General features: G+C 60.4%; 15 protein-coding genes. 4 read left to right on the forward strand and 11 right to left on the reverse strand.

Annotated features, from left to right (window positions below):
* Positions 1-65 precede the first annotated feature (65 nt).
* Entirely contained in the window at positions 66-2,873 is a 2,808-nt protein-coding gene (locus L0U79_RS17140; protein WP_233843437.1) for a valine--tRNA ligase, read from the forward strand.
* A gap of 161 nt (positions 2,874-3,034) precedes the next feature.
* On the opposite strand, the gene rimI is transcribed toward L0U79_RS17140, so the two are convergent.
* Genes rimI through pssA form a run of 3 tightly spaced genes read right to left on the reverse strand, consistent with a single transcriptional unit; the run spans position 3,035 to position 4,763 of the window.
* Entirely contained in the window at positions 3,035-3,505 is a 471-nt protein-coding gene (gene rimI, locus L0U79_RS17145) for a ribosomal protein S18-alanine N-acetyltransferase (RefSeq protein ID WP_233843438.1), read from the reverse strand.
* Entirely contained in the window at positions 3,505-3,990 is a 486-nt protein-coding gene (locus L0U79_RS17150; RefSeq protein ID WP_233843439.1) for a hypothetical protein, read from the reverse strand. The genes rimI and L0U79_RS17150 overlap by 1 nt, the downstream gene beginning before the upstream one ends.
* Positions 3,987-4,763 (reverse strand): CDP-diacylglycerol--serine O-phosphatidyltransferase, encoded by a 777-nt coding sequence (gene pssA, locus L0U79_RS17155; RefSeq protein ID WP_233843440.1) that lies wholly within the window; start codon positions 4,761-4,763, stop codon positions 3,987-3,989. The genes L0U79_RS17150 and pssA overlap by 4 nt, the downstream gene beginning before the upstream one ends.
* Positions 4,764-5,202: 439 nt before the next feature.
* Here pssA and L0U79_RS17160 point away from each other — a divergent pair, with 439 nt between their 5' ends.
* The 3 genes from L0U79_RS17160 (at position 5,203) to L0U79_RS17170 (ending at position 7,971) form a co-directional block, all read left to right on the forward strand.
* Entirely contained in the window at positions 5,203-5,646 is a 444-nt protein-coding gene (locus L0U79_RS17160; protein ID WP_233843441.1) for a DUF4124 domain-containing protein, read from the forward strand.
* A gap of 75 nt (positions 5,647-5,721) precedes the next feature.
* Positions 5,722-7,419: a proline--tRNA ligase gene (locus L0U79_RS17165; RefSeq protein ID WP_233843442.1), complete on the forward strand. Its 1,698-nt coding sequence runs from the start codon at positions 5,722-5,724 to the stop codon at positions 7,417-7,419.
* A 222-nt stretch (positions 7,420-7,641) separates the two neighbouring features.
* Positions 7,642-7,971, forward strand: a complete 330-nt coding sequence (locus L0U79_RS17170; RefSeq protein ID WP_233843443.1) for an H-NS histone family protein — start codon at positions 7,642-7,644, stop codon at positions 7,969-7,971.
* Between the two features lie 60 nt (positions 7,972-8,031).
* On the opposite strand, the gene L0U79_RS17175 is transcribed toward L0U79_RS17170, so the two are convergent.
* From L0U79_RS17175 to L0U79_RS17210, 8 genes are all read right to left on the reverse strand, one after another.
* On the reverse strand, positions 8,032-9,294 hold the full coding sequence (locus tag L0U79_RS17175; protein WP_233843444.1) for a threonine/serine exporter family protein: 1,263 nt from the start codon (positions 9,292-9,294) through the stop codon (positions 8,032-8,034).
* 136 nt (positions 9,295-9,430) lie between these two features.
* A complete protein-coding gene (locus L0U79_RS17180; RefSeq protein ID WP_233843445.1) occupies positions 9,431-9,877 on the reverse strand; it encodes an NfeD family protein in 447 nt (148 codons plus the stop codon).
* A gap of 75 nt (positions 9,878-9,952) precedes the next feature.
* The gene (locus L0U79_RS17185) at positions 9,953-10,915 is read right to left on the reverse strand and encodes an SPFH domain-containing protein (protein ID WP_233843446.1); all 963 of its coding nucleotides are present in this window, start codon (positions 10,913-10,915) and stop codon (positions 9,953-9,955) included.
* A gap of 60 nt (positions 10,916-10,975) precedes the next feature.
* Positions 10,976-12,352: an ATP-binding protein gene (locus tag L0U79_RS17190; RefSeq protein ID WP_233843447.1), complete on the reverse strand. Its 1,377-nt coding sequence runs from the start codon at positions 12,350-12,352 to the stop codon at positions 10,976-10,978.
* A 172-nt stretch (positions 12,353-12,524) separates the two neighbouring features.
* Positions 12,525-13,868 carry a sigma-54 dependent transcriptional regulator gene (locus tag L0U79_RS17195; protein ID WP_233843448.1) on the reverse strand — a complete coding sequence of 448 codons (1,344 nt, stop codon included), beginning with the start codon at positions 13,866-13,868 and terminating at the stop codon, positions 12,525-12,527.
* 116 nt (positions 13,869-13,984) lie between these two features.
* A complete protein-coding gene (locus tag L0U79_RS17200; RefSeq protein WP_233843449.1) occupies positions 13,985-15,163 on the reverse strand; it encodes an alpha/beta hydrolase in 1,179 nt (392 codons plus the stop codon).
* 35 nt (positions 15,164-15,198) lie between these two features.
* Positions 15,199-16,431 carry an FtsX-like permease family protein gene (locus tag L0U79_RS17205; protein WP_233843450.1) on the reverse strand — a complete coding sequence of 411 codons (1,233 nt, stop codon included), beginning with the start codon at positions 16,429-16,431 and terminating at the stop codon, positions 15,199-15,201.
* A 6-nt stretch (positions 16,432-16,437) separates the two neighbouring features.
* The gene (locus L0U79_RS17210) at positions 16,438-17,745 is read right to left on the reverse strand and encodes an ABC transporter permease (RefSeq protein WP_233843451.1); all 1,308 of its coding nucleotides are present in this window, start codon (positions 17,743-17,745) and stop codon (positions 16,438-16,440) included.
* Positions 17,746-17,752: the final 7 nt, after the last annotated feature.

The following is a 17,752-nucleotide window of genomic DNA, read 5'->3' on the forward strand; positions in this document are numbered from 1 at the left end:
CCGTACAATGGGGCCTTTATGCCTTCCCACGCGCGCCTGCATGGTCGCGCCATTGCGAGTCCCCGATGGAAAAGAGTTTCGAGCCCCGCCCGATCGAGTCGAAGTGGTATGCCCGCTGGGAAGCCAGCGATGTATTCCGCCCGTCCGGCACCGGCGAGCCGTACTGCATCCTGCTTCCGCCGCCCAATGTCACCGGCACGCTGCATATGGGCCATGCGTTCCAGCAGACGGTGATGGACATGCTGATTCGCTACCAGCGCATGCGCGGCTTGAACACGCTGTGGCAGGTGGGCACGGATCACGCTGGCATCGCCACGCAAAAGATCGTGGAGAACCAGCTCGCCGTCGAAAGCAAGAGCCGCCACGATCTCGGTCGCGAGCCGTTCGTCGAACGCGTGTGGCAGTGGAAGGAAGAATCCGGTTCCACCATCACCCATCAAATGCGTCGTCTCGGCGTCGCCGCCGATTGGTCGCGCGAACGCTTCACGATGGACGAAGGTCTGTCCAGCGCGGTGCGCAAAGTGTTCGTCGAGTGGTTCCGCGCCGGTTTGATCTATCGCGGCAATCGCTTGGTGAACTGGGATCCGGTGCTGGGCACCGCGGTGTCCGATCTGGAAGTGAACAACGTCGAACGCGACGGCCACATGTGGTCGATTCGCTATCCCGTCACCAATAGCGACGAAAGCCTTGTCGTCGCCACCACACGTCCGGAAACGATGCTCGGCGACGTCGCCGTGGCCTTGCATCCCGAAGACGAGCGTTATCAGCACCTGATTGGCAAAACGCTCACCTTGCCGCTCGCCGGCCGCCAGATTCCGGTGATCGCCGACGATTATGTCGATCGCGAATTCGGCACCGGCTGCGTGAAAATCACGCCCGCGCACGACTTCAACGACTACGCCATCGGCCAGCGCCATAAACTCGCGCCGATCGATATCTTCACGCTCGACGCCAAGGTCAACGGCAACGCGCCGCCGAAGTATCAAGGCTTAGATCGTTACGAAGCGCGCAAAGTTGTGCTCGCGGATCTGGAAGCGGGCGGCCTGTTGGTCGAAACCAAACCGCACAAATTGCAGGTACCGGTGAGTCAGCGTTCGGATGCCGTGATCGAGCCGATGCTCACCGACCAATGGTTCGTCGATCTCACCAGCGAGAAAGGTCGCAAGGCGATTACGGAACCCGCGCTCGATGCCGTGCGCACCGGCGAAATCAAATTTGTGCCCGAGAACTGGACCACCACGTACACGCAGTGGCTGGAAAATATCCAGGACTGGTGCATCAGTCGCCAGCTTTGGTGGGGCCATCGCATTCCGGCGTGGTACGACGAAGCGGGCAATATTTTCGTCGGCGAAGATGAAGCCGATGCACGCAAGCATGCGTCCGTCGCACCCGTCGGCGCGTTGAAGCAAGACGAGGATGTTCTCGACACGTGGTTCAGTTCGGCATTGTGGCCGTTCTCAACACTCGGCTGGCCGGCCAACGGCCCGGTGAAAAACGAGCGCGGCGAGATCGTCGCGAACTGGGAGATCGACAAAATCTTCCTGCCGAGCGCGGTGTTGGTCACCGGCTTTGACATCATCTTCTTCTGGGTCGCGCGCATGGTGATGGCGACCAAATATTTCACGGGCAAAGTGCCGTTCCGCGAGGTTTACATCAACGCCATCGTGCGCGACGCCGAAGGCCAGAAGATGTCCAAATCCAAGGGCAATACGTTGGATCCGCTGGATCTGATCGACGGCATCGAGCTGGAACCGCTGGTGGAAAAATCCACCAAGTCGCTGCTGATTCCGCAGGTGCGCGAGAAAGTCGAAAAGCGCATTCGCAAGGATTATCCGCAAGGCATTCCCGCCATCGGCACCGATGCGTTGCGTTTCACCTTCGCAGCGCTGGCCAGTTACAGCCGCACGATCAACTTCGATATCAAGCGTGCCGAAGGCTACAAGGCGTTCTGCAACAAGCTGTGGAACGCGGCGCGCTTCGTGTTGATGAATTTGCCGGAAGGCGAACTTCCCGCACCGACCGGCGCGCCGGCGACCGAAGCGGAACGTTGGATTCTCACGCGCCTGAAGCAGACGCTCAACGAGGTCGAGCAGCATTTCGTTACGTATCGTTTCGATTTGCTCGCGCAAGCGTTGTACGAATTCGTGTGGAACGAGTACTGCGATTGGTTCCTTGAACTGTCCAAGCCCGCATTGAACGGCGAAGACGCAACGGCCGCCGCATCGACGCGCCACACGTTGGTGGTGGTGCTGGAAACAGTGTTGCGCGCCCTGCATCCGGTCGTGCCGTTTATCACGGAGGAAATCTGGCAGTCGGTGGCGCCGAAACTCGGCATCCACGCCGACAGCATTTTTCTGCGTTCGTGGCCGAATGCGAACGAGATTGCCGTCGACGAAGCAGCGACGGCCGAAGTCGAGTGGTTTAAAAACGTGCTCAGCGGCATTCGCCGCATTCGCGCCGAAATGAATATTGCGCCTGGCAAAACCATTCCGCTGCTGCTGGCGGACGGCGACGCCAGCGATCGCGCACGCGTGGCGAAATTCGCGACGCAAATCAGCTTCCTCGCGCGCGTGGAAGCGCCGCAGTGGATTGCTTCAGGCAGCGATGAGCCGGCAGCCGCCGCTGCGGTGGTCGGCTCGCTACGCGTACTGATTCCGCTCGCTGGCTTAATCGATTTGAGTGCGGAAAAAACACGCCTCGGCAAAGAGATCATGCGCATCGAAAGCGAGATCAAAAAGTGCGAGAGCAAACTCGGCAACGCCAACTTCGTCGCCAATGCGCCGGCCGAGGTGGTGGCGCAGGAACGTCAACGCATCGCCGATTGGGGCGTGCAGCTTGGCGCTTTGCGCGAGCAGATGTTGAAGCTTGGGTAACGCGTGCGGCCCAGTTCCCTCTCCCCTTCGGGGAGAGGGTTAGGGTGAGGGGCTGCTCTTGCGCGATAGGTAAATCTGAGCGCGGCCTTTATAAAATCTGAGGCAAGCCTTGACCCCTCACCCCAGCCCTCTCCCCGAAGGGGAGAGGGAGTAAAAGCGCATCACGACACCGGAAAATCCATCGCCATCACGATCGCATCTTCGCGCCCTTGATGCGCCGGGTAATAGCGCGGGCGCCGCCCGATCTCATGAAAGCCCAGCGACGTATACAACGCCTGCGCATTCGGATTGGACGGCCGAACTTCGAGAAAGACGCGATCGGCGCCGTTCCACCGCGCGATGTCCAGCAAGCGCCGCATCAAATGACGACCGAAACCACGGCCGCGCTGTTCCGGATCGATGCAGACATTGAGCACGTGCGCTTCGCCAGCACCGACGGAAAGGATGCCGTAGCCGATGATCTGGCCGTCCATGCAAAGCACCCAAGACGGATGCCCGGCTTTGAGGCAATCGCCAAAAATGCCCATGGTCCAGGGAAAATCGTAGGAAGCGCTTTCCAGCTCGCTGACGCGCGACAGATCTTCGCGCCGCATCGCGCGCATCTCAAGCGAGGGGCGCGCCACCGCAACCATCAGGCTTGTTTCCCTATCGCCAATGCGCGACGCAGGGCGCGCAAGGCCTGCCATAGCCGCCGTTTAGACGCGGCTTGGGCCAAGATGTCGGACGGCGCATCCGCCAGCACGATATGGGCGTTGCGCATCACATCGGCCGACAACACGCGCCCAAGGGCATGCGCTTGCGCCTGACCGAACACCAGATACGCCGCGGCATGTGGCACCTGCATGGGCTCATCGTTCAGTGCTTCGATGCGCGGCGCTCGCGCAAGTTGCGGTCCGAAGGCGGACAGCGCACGCCCCAGCAAATCCAGCTCGCGCACTGCGCATCCACGCGGCACCACCACCACGACATTTGCGCCAGCCGTCGCTTGCTGAGGCTGCGAAGCGGCTGCGTGTTCCATCGGCGCAACCGTTTCCACCGCGCGCATGCGCCACGGCACCACGCCCAGCGCGCGCAGTACGCGGGCGCGATGCACGGGGCTGGCGACGACGGCGCTCATATCGCGCTACGACGCGGGCGTTTGCGACGTGTCGCCAATCCCCACAGCGTCACAACCGGCCCCGACAACAGATAAAGCGAAAACACCGCCAGCAGCACGCGCGGCGGATCGACAAACAGCGGCACCAAGATCAACACCGCGATAAGGATCCACAAGAACGGCACCTTGTCCGCCATCGGCAAGGACTTGAAGCTGTAGTAGCGGAAGCGGCTCACCATCAGCAAGCCGACGATCACCGACATAAACGGCATAAACATGTCGAGCTCGTCGCCAGAGAAACCCCAGTTTTCCATGCTCCACACGAACGACATACACACCGCCGCGGCCGCCGGACTGGGCAGCCCCTGGAAATAGCGCTTGTCCGCCACGCCGACCTGCGTATTGAAGCGGGCCAAACGCAGCGCAGCGCAAACGGCATAGATAAAGGCCGAAGCCCAACCGATCTTGCCCAACAGCGGCCCGAATTCCTTCAGGCTCGACAACGACCAGTTGTACATCACCAACGACGGCGCCAGGCCAAAGCTGACCAGGTCCGACAACGAGTCGTACTGCACGCCGAATTCGCTTTGCGTATGCGTGAGGCGCGCGATGCGGCCATCGAGTCCGTCCAGCAGCGCCGCCACGAACACCGCGATGGCGGCATCCGTGAAGTGCCCGGCGATACTCGCGACGATGGCGTAGAAACCGGCGAACATCGCGCCGGTGGTGAACAGGTTCGGCAGGAGATAAATACCGCGATGCCGCGGCACCCGGGCTGGTGTCGTTTCGCTCATGAATCCATCCGTGACGGGATGCTCACCAGTGTAGCAGGGTGCCGGGAGACACCCGCCGCAAACGTGCGAGCAAGCACGTTATCGACACTTTGGCCCACGCCCCGCTTGAGTCCGGACCGGCCCGGTTGTTAACTAGGGGCGCTCAGATTCATTCTACGCAGGCGTCACCGGCTTGTCCGTTTGCATGCCACAGGACCATCGGCGAAGGCAGACTGGCTGTCTGTCAAGACGATGAGCCGAAGGCATGCAAACGGACAAGCCGGTCCGAAGGGTGATGTCCAGAGGGCTCGCAGGGTGTGTCGCGCGGCTTGAACAGACGGCCAGTCTGACCTGCGCCACGCAACACACCCTGCGAGCTCTCTGGACATCATGCCGCCTACGTAGAATGAATCTGAGCACCCCTAGCCGTGTTCCTCCAACCTTTTGCCGGAGTCCTGCCATGCGTCGACCCTCCATTGCCCTGGTGCTGCTGTTGGTCGCGCCCTTGGCCTGCGCCCAGGTTTATAAGTGGACCGATGCGCACGGCACCACGCACTACTCCGAAACGCCGCCTGCGCAGGGCACTAAGTACAGCCAGGTCAGCGTAAACACGGGCTCGAGCGCACCCGCCGGGTCGAACTCGGATGCGGCGTCCACGACCACGTCGAGCACCGACAGCAGCGCCTCTTCAAGCAGCACCCCGGCTCCGCCGGTGGCGGACACCCCGGAGAATCGCGCCAAACTGTGCACGTCGTTGAAAACGAATATCGCCACCCTCCAGGGCAGCGGCCCGGTGGTGATGCAGGGCGCCGGCGGTCAGCAACAAGCGCTCAACGCCGATCAACGCAAACAGCAGCTCAACGCCAGCCAGTCCCAATACAGCCAGTACTGCGCGACGCAATAACGGCTAACGTTCCATCTCCAAGGAGCAGCGGGGGCCTGGCTATAATCATCGTTTTACCTGCCGGACCCCCGACTCATGCGCCTTAGCCAATTCCACCTGGCCACCGTAAAGGAAGTACCCGCCGACGCCGAAATCGCCAGCCACCAGCTGATGATTCGCGCGGGCATGATCCGCAAGCTCGCCGCCGGCCTCTACACCTGGTCGCCGCTGGGCCTGCGCGTGCTGCGCAAGGTGGAGCATATCGTGCGCGAGGAAATGAACCGCGCCGGCGCGATCGAAATGCTGATGCCTTCCGTACAGCCGCGCGAGCTGTGGGAAGAAACCGGTCGCTGGGAAAAATTCGGCGGCCAGCTGTTGAAGATCAAAGACCGCAAAGAGCAGGAATTCTGCTACGGCCCCACGCACGAAGAAGTCGTGACCGATTTCGCGCGCAACGAGCTGAAGAGCTACAAGCAGCTGCCGGTCAACTTCTATCAGATTCAAACCAAGTTCCGCGACGAGATTCGTCCGCGCTTCGGCGTCATGCGCGCGCGCGAATTCCTGATGAAGGATGCGTACTCCTTCCATCTCACGCAGGAGTCGCTGGCTGAAACGTATGACGTGATGTATCAGGCGTATTCGCGCATCTTTACGCGCCTGGGCCTGAAATTCCGTGCAGTGCAGGCGGACACCGGCGCCATCGGCGGCAACGCGAGCAACGAATTCCAGGTGCTGGCCGATTCGGGCGAAGATCTGATCGCCTTCTCCAACGGTTCCGATTACGCCGCCAATATCGAAAAAGCCGAAGCGCTTGCGCCGGCCACCACGCGCCCTGCCCCCGCTGCATCGCTACAGCGCGTGGATACGCCGCGCGTGCGTACGGTCGAGGATGTCGCCAAGCATTTCGGCATCGGCGCCGATCGCATCGTCAAAACGATTTTCGTACGCGGCAACGAAGGTCTGGTGGCGCTGTGTTTGCGTGGCGATCATGAAATCAATGAAGTAAAGGCTTGCAAGCTTCCCGAACTGCCCGACGAATCCGTGCTCGCTACGGAAGAAGAAATTCTCGCGGCTGTCGGCGCACGCCCCGGCTTCGTCGGTCCGGTCGGTCTGCCCGAGTCGATTCCCGTCATCGTCGACCGCAGCGCGGCCGTACTCGCCGATTTCATTTGCGGCGGCAACGCCAACGACACGCATTACACCGGCGCCAACTGGGAACGCGATGCGCGCATCACGCGCGTGGAAGATATTCGCCAGATCGTGGCGGGCGATCCTTCGCCCGATGGTCACGGCACGCTGCAGATTGCGCGCGGCATCGAAGTCGGCCATATCTTCCAGCTCGGCAAAAAGTATGCGGAGGCGCTCAACGCCACCGTGCTCGACGATCAGGGCAAGAAGCAAGTGATGCTGATGGGCTGCTACGGCATCGGCGTCAGCCGCATCGTGGCCGCCGCCATCGAACAGCGTCACGACGACGCCGGCATTATCTGGCCCGACGCGATGGCGCCGTGGCGTGTCGCCGTGTGCGTGATCAATCCGAAAAATTCGCCCGACGTCGATGCGGCAGCCGAGTCGCTCTACGACGAACTCGTCGCGCGCGGTATCGAAACCGTGTGGGACGATCGCGGCCTGCGCCCCGGCGCTATGTTTGCCGATATGGAGTTGATCGGCATTCCGCACCGCGTGGTGGTCAGCGAGCGCGGCCTAGCGGCCGGCACTCTCGAATATCGCGCCCGCACTGCCGCCGAAAGCAGCGCCATTACGCGCGATGAGCTTTTTGAAATATTGGGTTGATACGCTCACCAAGGTTTAAAAAGGGCCGCTTTATGCGGCCTTTTTTATGCGCGCTCGTCACGCCAAGAAAATCGCGGTGTAGTACAAAAACGATTATCTAAGTGCCCGCCATTTTTGCAATTTATCCCTCGATGCGAGAGAATAAAAAATCTATCCGGGCATATTATTCATAATCCTATAGCTCGGAGTGTTCTGCTCATTTTCTTTTTACCGGAGCCGCACATGGCCATTGATATCAAGAGCCTCAACCATAACCAGCTCAATGACCTGATTCAAAAAGCGCAATTGCGTCAAAACGAATTGCAAAAAGAAAAAATCACCAAAGTGCGTGAAAAGGTGCATGCCCTGCTGAAAGCCGAAGGCGTCACGTTCGAAGATATTTTCGGCGCCGGCGCAGTCGTGCGCGGCAAGCGCCGTGGCACCGGCTCCGTCGCCCCGAAATACCGCAATCCCGCCGATCCGGAACAGACCTGGTCCGGCCGCGGCAAGCGTCCGCGCTGGTTCAACGATGCGCTGAAAGCCGGCAAGAAAGAAAAAGATCTCGCGATCTGATTGTCGCGAACGCCCTAAAAAGCGCCGGTCAATGCCGGCGCTTTTTTTGTTGGCGAGGCCTCACAACGAGCGACGCGGAGCGATCAACAATTCGCCGAACATAAGCCCCGCGACCAGCGATATCAGCAAGGTCACCAGCAAGATGCCAGTATCGAAGCCGAGCGTCGCATTGCGTTCGAGCAGATACGAAACGCTGCGAAACCCCACGCTGCCCGGCACCAGCAACAAAATGCCCGGCTCGCGAATCACCGCGCCGGGGCGACCGGCATAGCGCGCGTAAAGGTTCGCCATCGCGCTCAGCAACAAACCACCGAGGAAAACGCCGAATGGAGCGCCGGAGATGCTCAAGGAAATCTCACCGCCAAGACGTGTGGTGAGATAGCCCGCGATCACCGCAAGAATCACCACCGGCCAATCGCGTAGCGCCGCGCGAAACAGGATGGCAAAGGCGATGGCGGCTAAAAGCAGCGCCGGATAATCGATCCATCCCGGCAACGCCGGCAACGCAAAATCGCGCGGTTCGATATGGAGCACGGCGCAAATCTGCGTCGCCGCAACCGTGCCGAAGGTGAGCTTGAGCAGCGTCGACATCGCGCCGCCCATGCGCGCCATGCCTGAAACCAGATGCTGGCTGGAAATCTCGCGCACGGCCGTGGTCAGCGACATGCCCGGCACCAGCACAATCAGCCCCGCCAACACCACGGACTTGATCGCCAACGGCACCACAAACGCGCTCACGACAATCGCCGTCAACGTGGCGACCATCGCGCAGATCGCATCGCTGGCAACCTGCAGGCGCGGGCGCGTCGCCGACAAAATAGTGATGGTGCCGATCATCAAGCCGACAAACGCGGCGACCAGCAGATCCGTCCAGGCGGTATGCAGAAACAGCGCGTCGATGGCGGCCGCGGACAAGCCGTAGCTAAGAATCACGCCTGCCTGTTGACGCGGCGTATCGGGAATTTCCAGTGCGCGCAGCAGACGGAAGCCTTCGCGCAAATCCAGCTCACCGGCGATCACCCGATCAGCAATCTCGTCCGCGCGACACAGCTTGTCGAGATTGACGTCGCCGGGCAGCAGCCTCACCACCTGGGTCACCTGCGCCAAACGTCCCTCGTCGCCCTGTGCGAGGTCTGCAAAGGAAATAATGATCGCCGTAGGACTGGACCACACGTCCGCGCTGAGACCGATCCGGTGCGCGGAACTGGTAATGGCCATTTCCAAGCGCGGCGAGGACGCGCCGTACTTATGCAGGCGCGTCGCAAGCTCGACCAGAAAGGCCATGCGCGTATTGAGCGCCGTGGTGGCGAATTGCACGTTCATGCCGTAATCGCCCTTGGTCGGGCGACGGCGACATGCGGTAACGAAGATGGATACGTGACAGCGGACATGGCTCCATTTTTACCGGAACCGCGCCACTTTTGTATGCAAAGGCTGTCGAGTCCGATACGCGGCCCGATCAAACGGGCCGCACGTTCAACGTCGTGCCATCAACTGACACCACTTCCACCGTGCTGCCAACCGGCAAATCGGGGCCGCTGACAAGCCACTGTCCGTCGCCTACTCGCGCCTTGCCGCGACCGTTGCTGATCGCCTCGATCAGCACATAGCGCCCGCCAATAAGCTGCTCGCCGCGCCGATTAAGCCGCCCATCGCCAACCTGGCCTTGCTGAAACCTCGGCCGAAGGACGTACCCATAAACCGCGCACGACACGAACGCCAACACCACAAAGGCAATCGCCTGGGCGAGTAGCGAAAGACCGGGCACGAACAAGGTCAGCAATCCCGTCGCGGCTGCACCGATGCCGATCCACAACATGAAAAACCCAGGCATCGCGACTTCAATGCCGATCAACACCAACGCGACGATCCACCAGAGGTAATGCGCAGCAACGCTTGCAAACATGATCGACTCCAAAATGTTTCGAAGCAAAACATGCATGACGGGCCGACTGGCGGCCCGTCATATCACCAACCGCACTCAGCCGATGGACGGCGGCGTGCGGCGCGCCGCGATCTTTTCCTGCTGCTGCCCGAACGACTCTTTCGCCAATTCTGCGATGCCCGCCAGCGACCCGAGAATGCCGGTTGCTTCCATCGGCAACATCAGCATCTTCTGATTAGGCGAATTGGCCATTTCCTTCAGCGCTTCCACATATTTGTTGGCGACGAAATAATTGAGCGCATTGACGTCGCCGCTGGCGATCGCATCGGAGACGAGTTTCGTCGCCTGCGCTTCGGCTTCGGCTAAACGAATGCGCGCTTCGGCTTCGCGGAACGCCGCTTCTTTTTTGCCGTCGGCCGCAAGAATGGCGGATTGCTTTTCACCGTCCGCTTTCAGAATGGCCGACTGACGCATGCCTTCGGCTTCCAGAATCTGCGCGCGCTTTTCGCGCTCGGCTTTCATCTGGCGCGCCATGGAATCGACCAGATCGCGCGGCGGCGCAATGTCTTTGATCTCGATGCGATTGACTTTTACGCCCCACGGATGCGTGGCTTCGTCCACGACAGTGAGCAACTTAGCGTTGATCGCGTCGCGCTGGCTTAGCGACTCGTCCAGATCCATCGATCCCAGCACGGTACGGATATTGGTCATGATCAGCGCGAGCGCCGCCTGCTCCAAATTCGCCACTTCATACGCCGCTTTGGCGGCATCCAACACTTGGTAAAACACCACGCCGTCCACGCGCACGACGGCGTTGTCCTTGGTGATGACATCTTGGCTGGGCACATCCAGCACCTGTTCCATCATGTTCATCTTGCGACCGATGGTGTAGACGAACGGAACTAGAAAATGCAAACCGGGCGAGAGCGTGCGCGTATAACGACCGAAGTGCTCGACCGTCCATTCGTAACCCTGCGGAACGATACGTACCAGCTTGGCTACGACGATGATCGCAACGATCACCAAAACGAGTGCAACGAAACCTTCCGTACTTCCCATGACATCTCCTCCTTTTGACCAGGCGGAGTATAGGGCAGCTCTTTGTACACCCCAGTTACGTTATGACGTAGTGCTAGAAAGTAACGGTAAAATCAGCGTTACGCGTAAGCCGCCATCCTCGCGATTGGCCAGCGCAATGCGACCGCCGTGGGCTTCGCTGATTTCGCGCGCCAGCGCCAAGCCCAAACCAGTGCCCGAACGCTTGGTGGAATAGAACGGCAAGAGTGCCTGGGACAACACCGTTTCGCTCATGCCCGGACCGCGGTCGGCCACTTCCACACGCAGTTCGTGCCCGACGACGGTAAGCGACAAAGTGACGCCCTCGGGCGCGCTGCCCGATTCATGCGCGTTTTTGATCAAATTGATCAGCACTTGTTCGATTTGCGCGGTGTCAAACCAACCCGGCTGTGTCGGCGCGTTGCCGACCAATTGGAATTGACAATGCAAGGCCAGCCCGTCCAGAAACGGCTTCCACTCGATCAGGATCGGACGCGGCGCAGGCAATTTGGCAAAGCGCGCATAGCCGTCGATAAAACCGTGCAGATGGCGAGCGCGCTCGCCGATCGTGCCGAAAACACCGGGCAAACGTTGCACGTCGCCGCGCCGCGCTAACTCGGCGCCGGAGTGCGCAAGCGAAGAAATCGGCGCGAGCGAATTGTTCAATTCATGACTCACCACGCGAATCACGCGCTTCCATGCTGCCACTTCCTGCCGCGACAATTCGCGCGTCATACGACGGAACAGCTGCAGACGATGCGGCCTGCCCTGCAGTCGAAAACTGCGTTGCGAGAGATGGAAGGTTTCTTCGCTGCCGTCCATTTCCACGCTGAAAAGCGCGTCTTCCGTGCCTTCGGTCGCCTTGCGCAGGGCTTCGGGCGCGTCGGCGATCAAGCTGCCGAAATGCAGGCCGTTGAGGCTGCGCCCTTCGTTGAACAAATGCCGTGCCGCGATGTTGGCGTACGCCACCCGACCACTGCCATCCGTCAACACTAGCGCCACGGGCGTGTTCTGCACCACGGTATCGAGCAGCAATTCGCGTTGCGCGAGATTCTGCCGTTGTTCGCGCAGCGTCTGACCGAGCTCATTGTGCACATGGATGAGATCGCCCAATTCATCGCGACGATCCAGCGCAATGGAAATACTGAAATCCCCGTCGCGATAACTCGCTACCGCACCCTCCAACGCACGCAGCAGACGCGTCACCGGGTCCATCACGATATGCGCGAACCACCAGCAAAGCGGCGCAAGCACCGCTGCGCAGATCACGATGGCTTCGGTATGCGTCGGTGTGGCCAGTTGCAGCTTCAGTTCATTGTGGAACCACAACAACGCCTGTGGCAGCGGCCATTGCGTTACGCCGACATAGACCAGCGCGCCGGTGAGCGCCGCCAGCGCCAGCCACATCGCCAGGCGAGCCTCCAGCGATCTTATGCGCATGAAGCACCCCGGCTTTGGTACGTGCGTGGAGGCATGGACGATCTCCCCGTGGAATGCAGTTGTTCTACACGTTGCGACGTATGCATACCACTGCCGGAAGCTTGTTCCGGTTGCCGCCGCGAGCGCCACGCATGGGCGCTCGCTTCGAAGTCCAATCCGATGCGGGCGCGAATCACGCCTGCGAGATCAATCCGTAGCGTTCCATGCGCCGATAAAGCGCCTGGCGCGACAAGCCCAGCGATTGAGCCGCGCGGCTTACCACGCCATCGGCGCGATGCAAGGCCGTTTCCACCACTTCGCGACTGGGCTCGTCGAGATTGCGCACCGCCGCCGCGCCCGCGTGTTGCGGCAGATTGAGCTGCTCGGGCGTGATCGGACCGCTACCCGCCAACAGCGCCGCGCGTTCGATCGCGTTCTTCAACTCGCGCACGTTGCCCGGCCACGGATACGTGAGCAGCGCCTCGCGTGCGGCATCGTTGAGTTCTGCGCGGCCTGCCAGAAAGAAATCGGCCAGCGGCAGAATGTCGTCGATCCGCTCGGACAGCGGCGGCAAGTTCACGTCGATCACGTTGAGCCGGTAATAAAGATCTTCGCGGAACGTACCGGCGCGAATCATGCCTTTGAGATCGGCGTTGGTGGCGCTCAACACGCGCACTTTCACCTTGCGCGTGCGTCCGGAGCCAAGTCGTTCGAACTGCCCGGTTTCTAGCACGCGCAGCAGTTTCATCTGTCCCGGCAACGGCAGATTTCCGATCTCGTCGAGGAATAAGGTGCCGCCGTCGGCAAGCTCGAAACGTCCTTCGCGCGCTTTGTTCGCGCCCGTATACGCACCGGCGTCAGCGCCGAACAGCTCCGCTTCGATCAGCTCGCCCGGCAACGCGCCGCAGTTCACGGCGATAAATGGGCCGTCCTTCACCGACGAATTGGCATGCACGATCGCCGCGATGCGCTCCTTGCCCGAGCCGTTGGGGCCGGTGATCAACACCGGCACATCCGAACGCGCCACCTGGCAGGCGAGATCGATGGTGCGCGCCATCGCTTCGGAGGCGAACACCAAGCCATCCAGCTCGTATTTGCGCTGCAAGGCGTCGCGGCGCTTGCGGCGCTCCTGACGCGTGCGATTGACCTCGCGCGTGGATTCCGACAGCTCCAGCAGGTTCTCCACCGTCGCCAGCAGCTTGGAGTCGTCCCACGGCTTGGCGAGGTAGTCGGCGGCGCCGGCCTTCACCAATTCCACGGCCGTTTCCAGATGCGTCCACGCTGTCAGCAAGATGACAGGCAGATCGGCGTGCGCTTGCCGGATATCGCGAAACAGGGTCACGCCTTCTTCGCCTGACGTGGTGTCGGCCGTGAAGTTCATATCCTGAATGACCACATCGACGGATTCGCGCCCCAGCATGGCCAAGCCCTCGTGCGGCGTCAGCGCCACCAACGGGCGTACGTCGTGCAAGGACAGCAGCAGCGAGAGCGCCTCGCCTACGGCAGGGTTGTCGTCGATGATCAGTACGGTACGCATTCGTTTCCTACACATGCGGGCATAGATGCCGCTCCCGCCCAAAAGGTTGCCATGCCCAATGGCCTACGTATACGGCGATGAGTCATGGAACCCAAAAAAACACACGTAACAACGTGTTAGCGGTCACGTGAAACCTCTGCCGGCGCGGCGTCGCCAGCGGCCTGAGCCAGCGGCAGCGCGTCGTTCACGAGATGCGTCAGAAAACGGCCCGGCTGCTCCTGCATCACCATATGCGCGGCGTCGGCGAAAATGACCAGTCGTTTGGACGGGGCCTGCAGCTTGTCGAACCATTGTTCGGCGAGCTCGTGCGAGGTGGTTTCGTCATGCGCGCCCACAAACAGGATCACGGGGCACTTGAAATGCGTCGTGTTGTCGAAATCGACGTCGATAACGGACGCCATCAGATGATGGATGGTGAACGCGCTGCCTTTGTCGATCGCATCCAGTTCTTGTTGGCTGTAATCCGGCGACAGCGTCTCCGCATCGGAATCGAAACTGTAGTTCTGCCGACCAAACGCCAGACCGCCGTAAAACATTTCCCACTTGCTGCGCACGCCAAGGCGGTCGAGCGTCAAGGGCGCCGTGCCGGGATACGGCGCAATGCCTTTCAGTTCCGCGAGCGCTTTCGCATTGCCGCTCGCTTGAGCCTCACGCAGCGCAAAGCCGTAGCCGATTTCCTCATTCCGGCGCACATTCACCACCTGCCCCACACCGATATAGGCGTAAAGCCAGTCGGGATGCTGTTGCGCCAGACGTGTGCCCAGCACCGTGCCCCACGAATGTCCCAGCACGAAGATTTTTTGCTTGTGGTAATGCTCTCGCAGATATTGCACTACCTGCGCTGCATCGTCCGTCATGCCTTCGATGGTCATGCCCGGCGCCATGTTCTGTTCGCTATTGGCCGCGTACGTCTTGCCTGCCCCGCGTTGATCCCATTGCACAACGGTGAAGTAATCCTCCCATGAGGATTGATAGGTGTAATCGTCCGGCATGCTGGGCGATGCCGGACCGCCATGCAGCATCAGCAAGATGGGATTGCGACGATCCTTGCCGCGGATCGACAGCCACTGATCGATGCCGTTGATCGGCACCTTCACCATCTCGTCGACGCCGTTGGGCGTCACGATACGGCGGCTGTTGGCGATGATCGCGGTGACTTCCGCTCGCGTCATCGTTTGCGGCTTGTTTTGCGCGTTCGCGTCATCGTGCGACGTGTTCGCGGCATACAGCGGAGCCATGACGGCAGCGGCGACCAACCACGTCGCGCACCAACGAACCCTTCCAAATAACGGCATAACCAACTCCCTGTGAATGCAATGGAATATCGCGCTTACGCCGACCGCGTCGCGACAATCGGTGGCACATCGGCCGCGCGCAAGGCCGGCCATAGCACCGATGCCTGACTGATCAGCCAAAGCAACGCAGCGCCTACGGGCAAATACATCGTCGGCAAGCGTGGCAATTCGTAATGCAGCATCAAATAAATATTGATGCCGTAGGCCAGCATCATGCCCAGACCAATACCCATCGTCGCCAGCAAAAAGTTTTCTGTCTGGAAGTAATGCAGGATATGGGCGCGCGTCGCGCCCAAAGCCCTGCGCACACCGATGCTGCGCCGACGTTGCGCTACCCAGAAGCTCACCAGACCAATAATGCCGAGCGCATTCACCACCAGCAGCGCCACGCAGACCGACACCAGAATGCCCGCCATGGCGATGTCATCCTGAAAAAAATCGCGCCGAATGTCATCGAGCGTGCGTTGACGTATGACAACGCGCTCGGGATCGGCACGCTTAAGAGCGGCCACGGCTGCTTTGAGAACTTCCGCGCGCTGCTGCGGATGAGTGCGTATCACATAACTCTGGTCCTTCCCCACACCCATATGCAGAGGAAGCACCATGGAATATTGCGCTGTTTCGTCCTTATAGGGGTTGGCGCGCGCCAAACCCTGCACGACGCCGATCACGCGCGCGCCGAAACTTTGGGTCAGATAGATGGTTTTGCCCAGCGGATCTTGCCCCGGCCACAAACGGTCGGCGAGGGGCCGAGTGATGATCGCAATGGCGGGCAAAGATCTGGTATCGCCACTGCTCAATGCTTTGATGGCGGTGTCCGCGTCGATATATTCGGACGCTGTGAAATCGCGCCCTTCCACCAGGCGACTACCCAACGCCTGAGTAATATTGTCGCCGAAGTAGCTGCCCGCCCTTAACGTGGGTTCGTGTTGATTGGCGTCGAGCCGAATATTGACGTTCGAAGACGATCCGGCGAACGGGACCTGATTGGTCTGGCCCACCGCTTGCACGCCGGGAATTTGCCGAAGGATGGCAAGGTCTTCCGCCGCGCGTACGTACCTATTGTCAGTATTCGCCACATCGGCCACTTGCACCTGCAGCACCTCGTGCTCGGCAACGCCGCTTTGCATATGCATATGGTGAAGACGCAAGCCGATCAGAAAGATCGCGTTGCAGACAATGGCGCAGGTCAGCGCGATCTGCATGATCAACAACCATGCCGTGATCTTGTGCCTGCGCAGCGTCGAAAGAATCGGACGGATTTCCATGGCGCCTCACTGACTCTTCAACTGCAAGGCCGGCGCCACCTGGCACGCGCGCCACGCGGGCAACAGGCCCGCAATCACACTGGCGCCGACCGCCAACGCGAGCGTGGTCGCCAGCATCGAAACATCCAAATGCGCAAGCGCGGCATAACTGGATGGACGATGTCGCACCAGCCACAAACCGAACAAGGCAAGTCCAAGCCCCAATAGGCCGCCAAGGAGCCCCACTAAACCCGCCTCCACGATCAATTGCATAAAGACCGTGCGGCGGGATGCGCCCAGTGCGCGGCGCACGCTCAGCTCGCCGGCCCGCCGCAAGAATTTCGCCAACAGCAGACCGACGGTATTGACCAGGCAAACCATCAGAAAACCGAACGCGAGTCCGGTCTGCAAACGCACATCATCCGGAACCACTTGGTTGTAATCCAACCATTGCATGACATTACGCAAACGCACATTCGGCGCACGTTCGAATCGTCCCAAGGCGCGCTGCTGTTCGGAATAGTTCACCAGAAAGTTCCGATAGTCGGCCACCTTCTGCGGACTATCCAGTTCAATCCAGAACTGCAGCCACACGCACGTCTCCGACGGAAGCGTCGTGCCCACGCCACCGGTTCCATTACCCCAGCAATCATTCGAACCGTCGATGCTGAAGCCGGAATCGAAGGCAGTCAGCAGCGGCACGAATGCCTGTTCGGCATAGTTGTAATCGCCGGTGTTGAGATCGTAGAAGTGAGGATTCGGAGACCAATCGTTGAGCACGCCAACGATGCGAAAATCTTTTTTCCCAATACGCAGCACGCGCCCCACGCTGTTTGCGCCAGCGAACAAACGGTCATTGAGTTTGCGGGCGATCACGACCACCCTCGCCTTGGCTTCGTCGTCGACACTGTTCCAACCGCCGCCAAACAAAAACGGCGTATCGAACATCGGAAAGAAATCGGCCGTGGTGTAACGCGCCTCGACGATAAACGGATCGAGGCCGGTCGATGACGGCATCACCGCCACCGCGCCACCCCTCATCAGTGCTTGCCGGTTGGCGCGTTTGGCGCGAAGAAGATTCAATCCGTCGATCAACGTTACCTGAGTTGGCGGCTCCTTGCCGGAAAGGGTGCCGGTTGGATCGCGCGGATCGATTTGCGGGTAATACAACGAACCGCTGCGTCCGGGGAGCGGATCGCCCGACAGGACATGCAGCACCGTAAGCGTCGTCATGCTTGCGCCGATACCCACCGCGATCGCAAGCACCATCAGCATGGTGAGTACTTTGTTGTGCGTCAGGCTGCGCAAGCCCAAATCAAGGTAATAACGGAACATGTGTTGC

The sequence above is a fragment of the Dyella sp. 2HG41-7 genome, from assembly GCF_021390675.1.
GTDB lineage: Bacteria > Pseudomonadota > Gammaproteobacteria > Xanthomonadales > Rhodanobacteraceae > Dyella_B.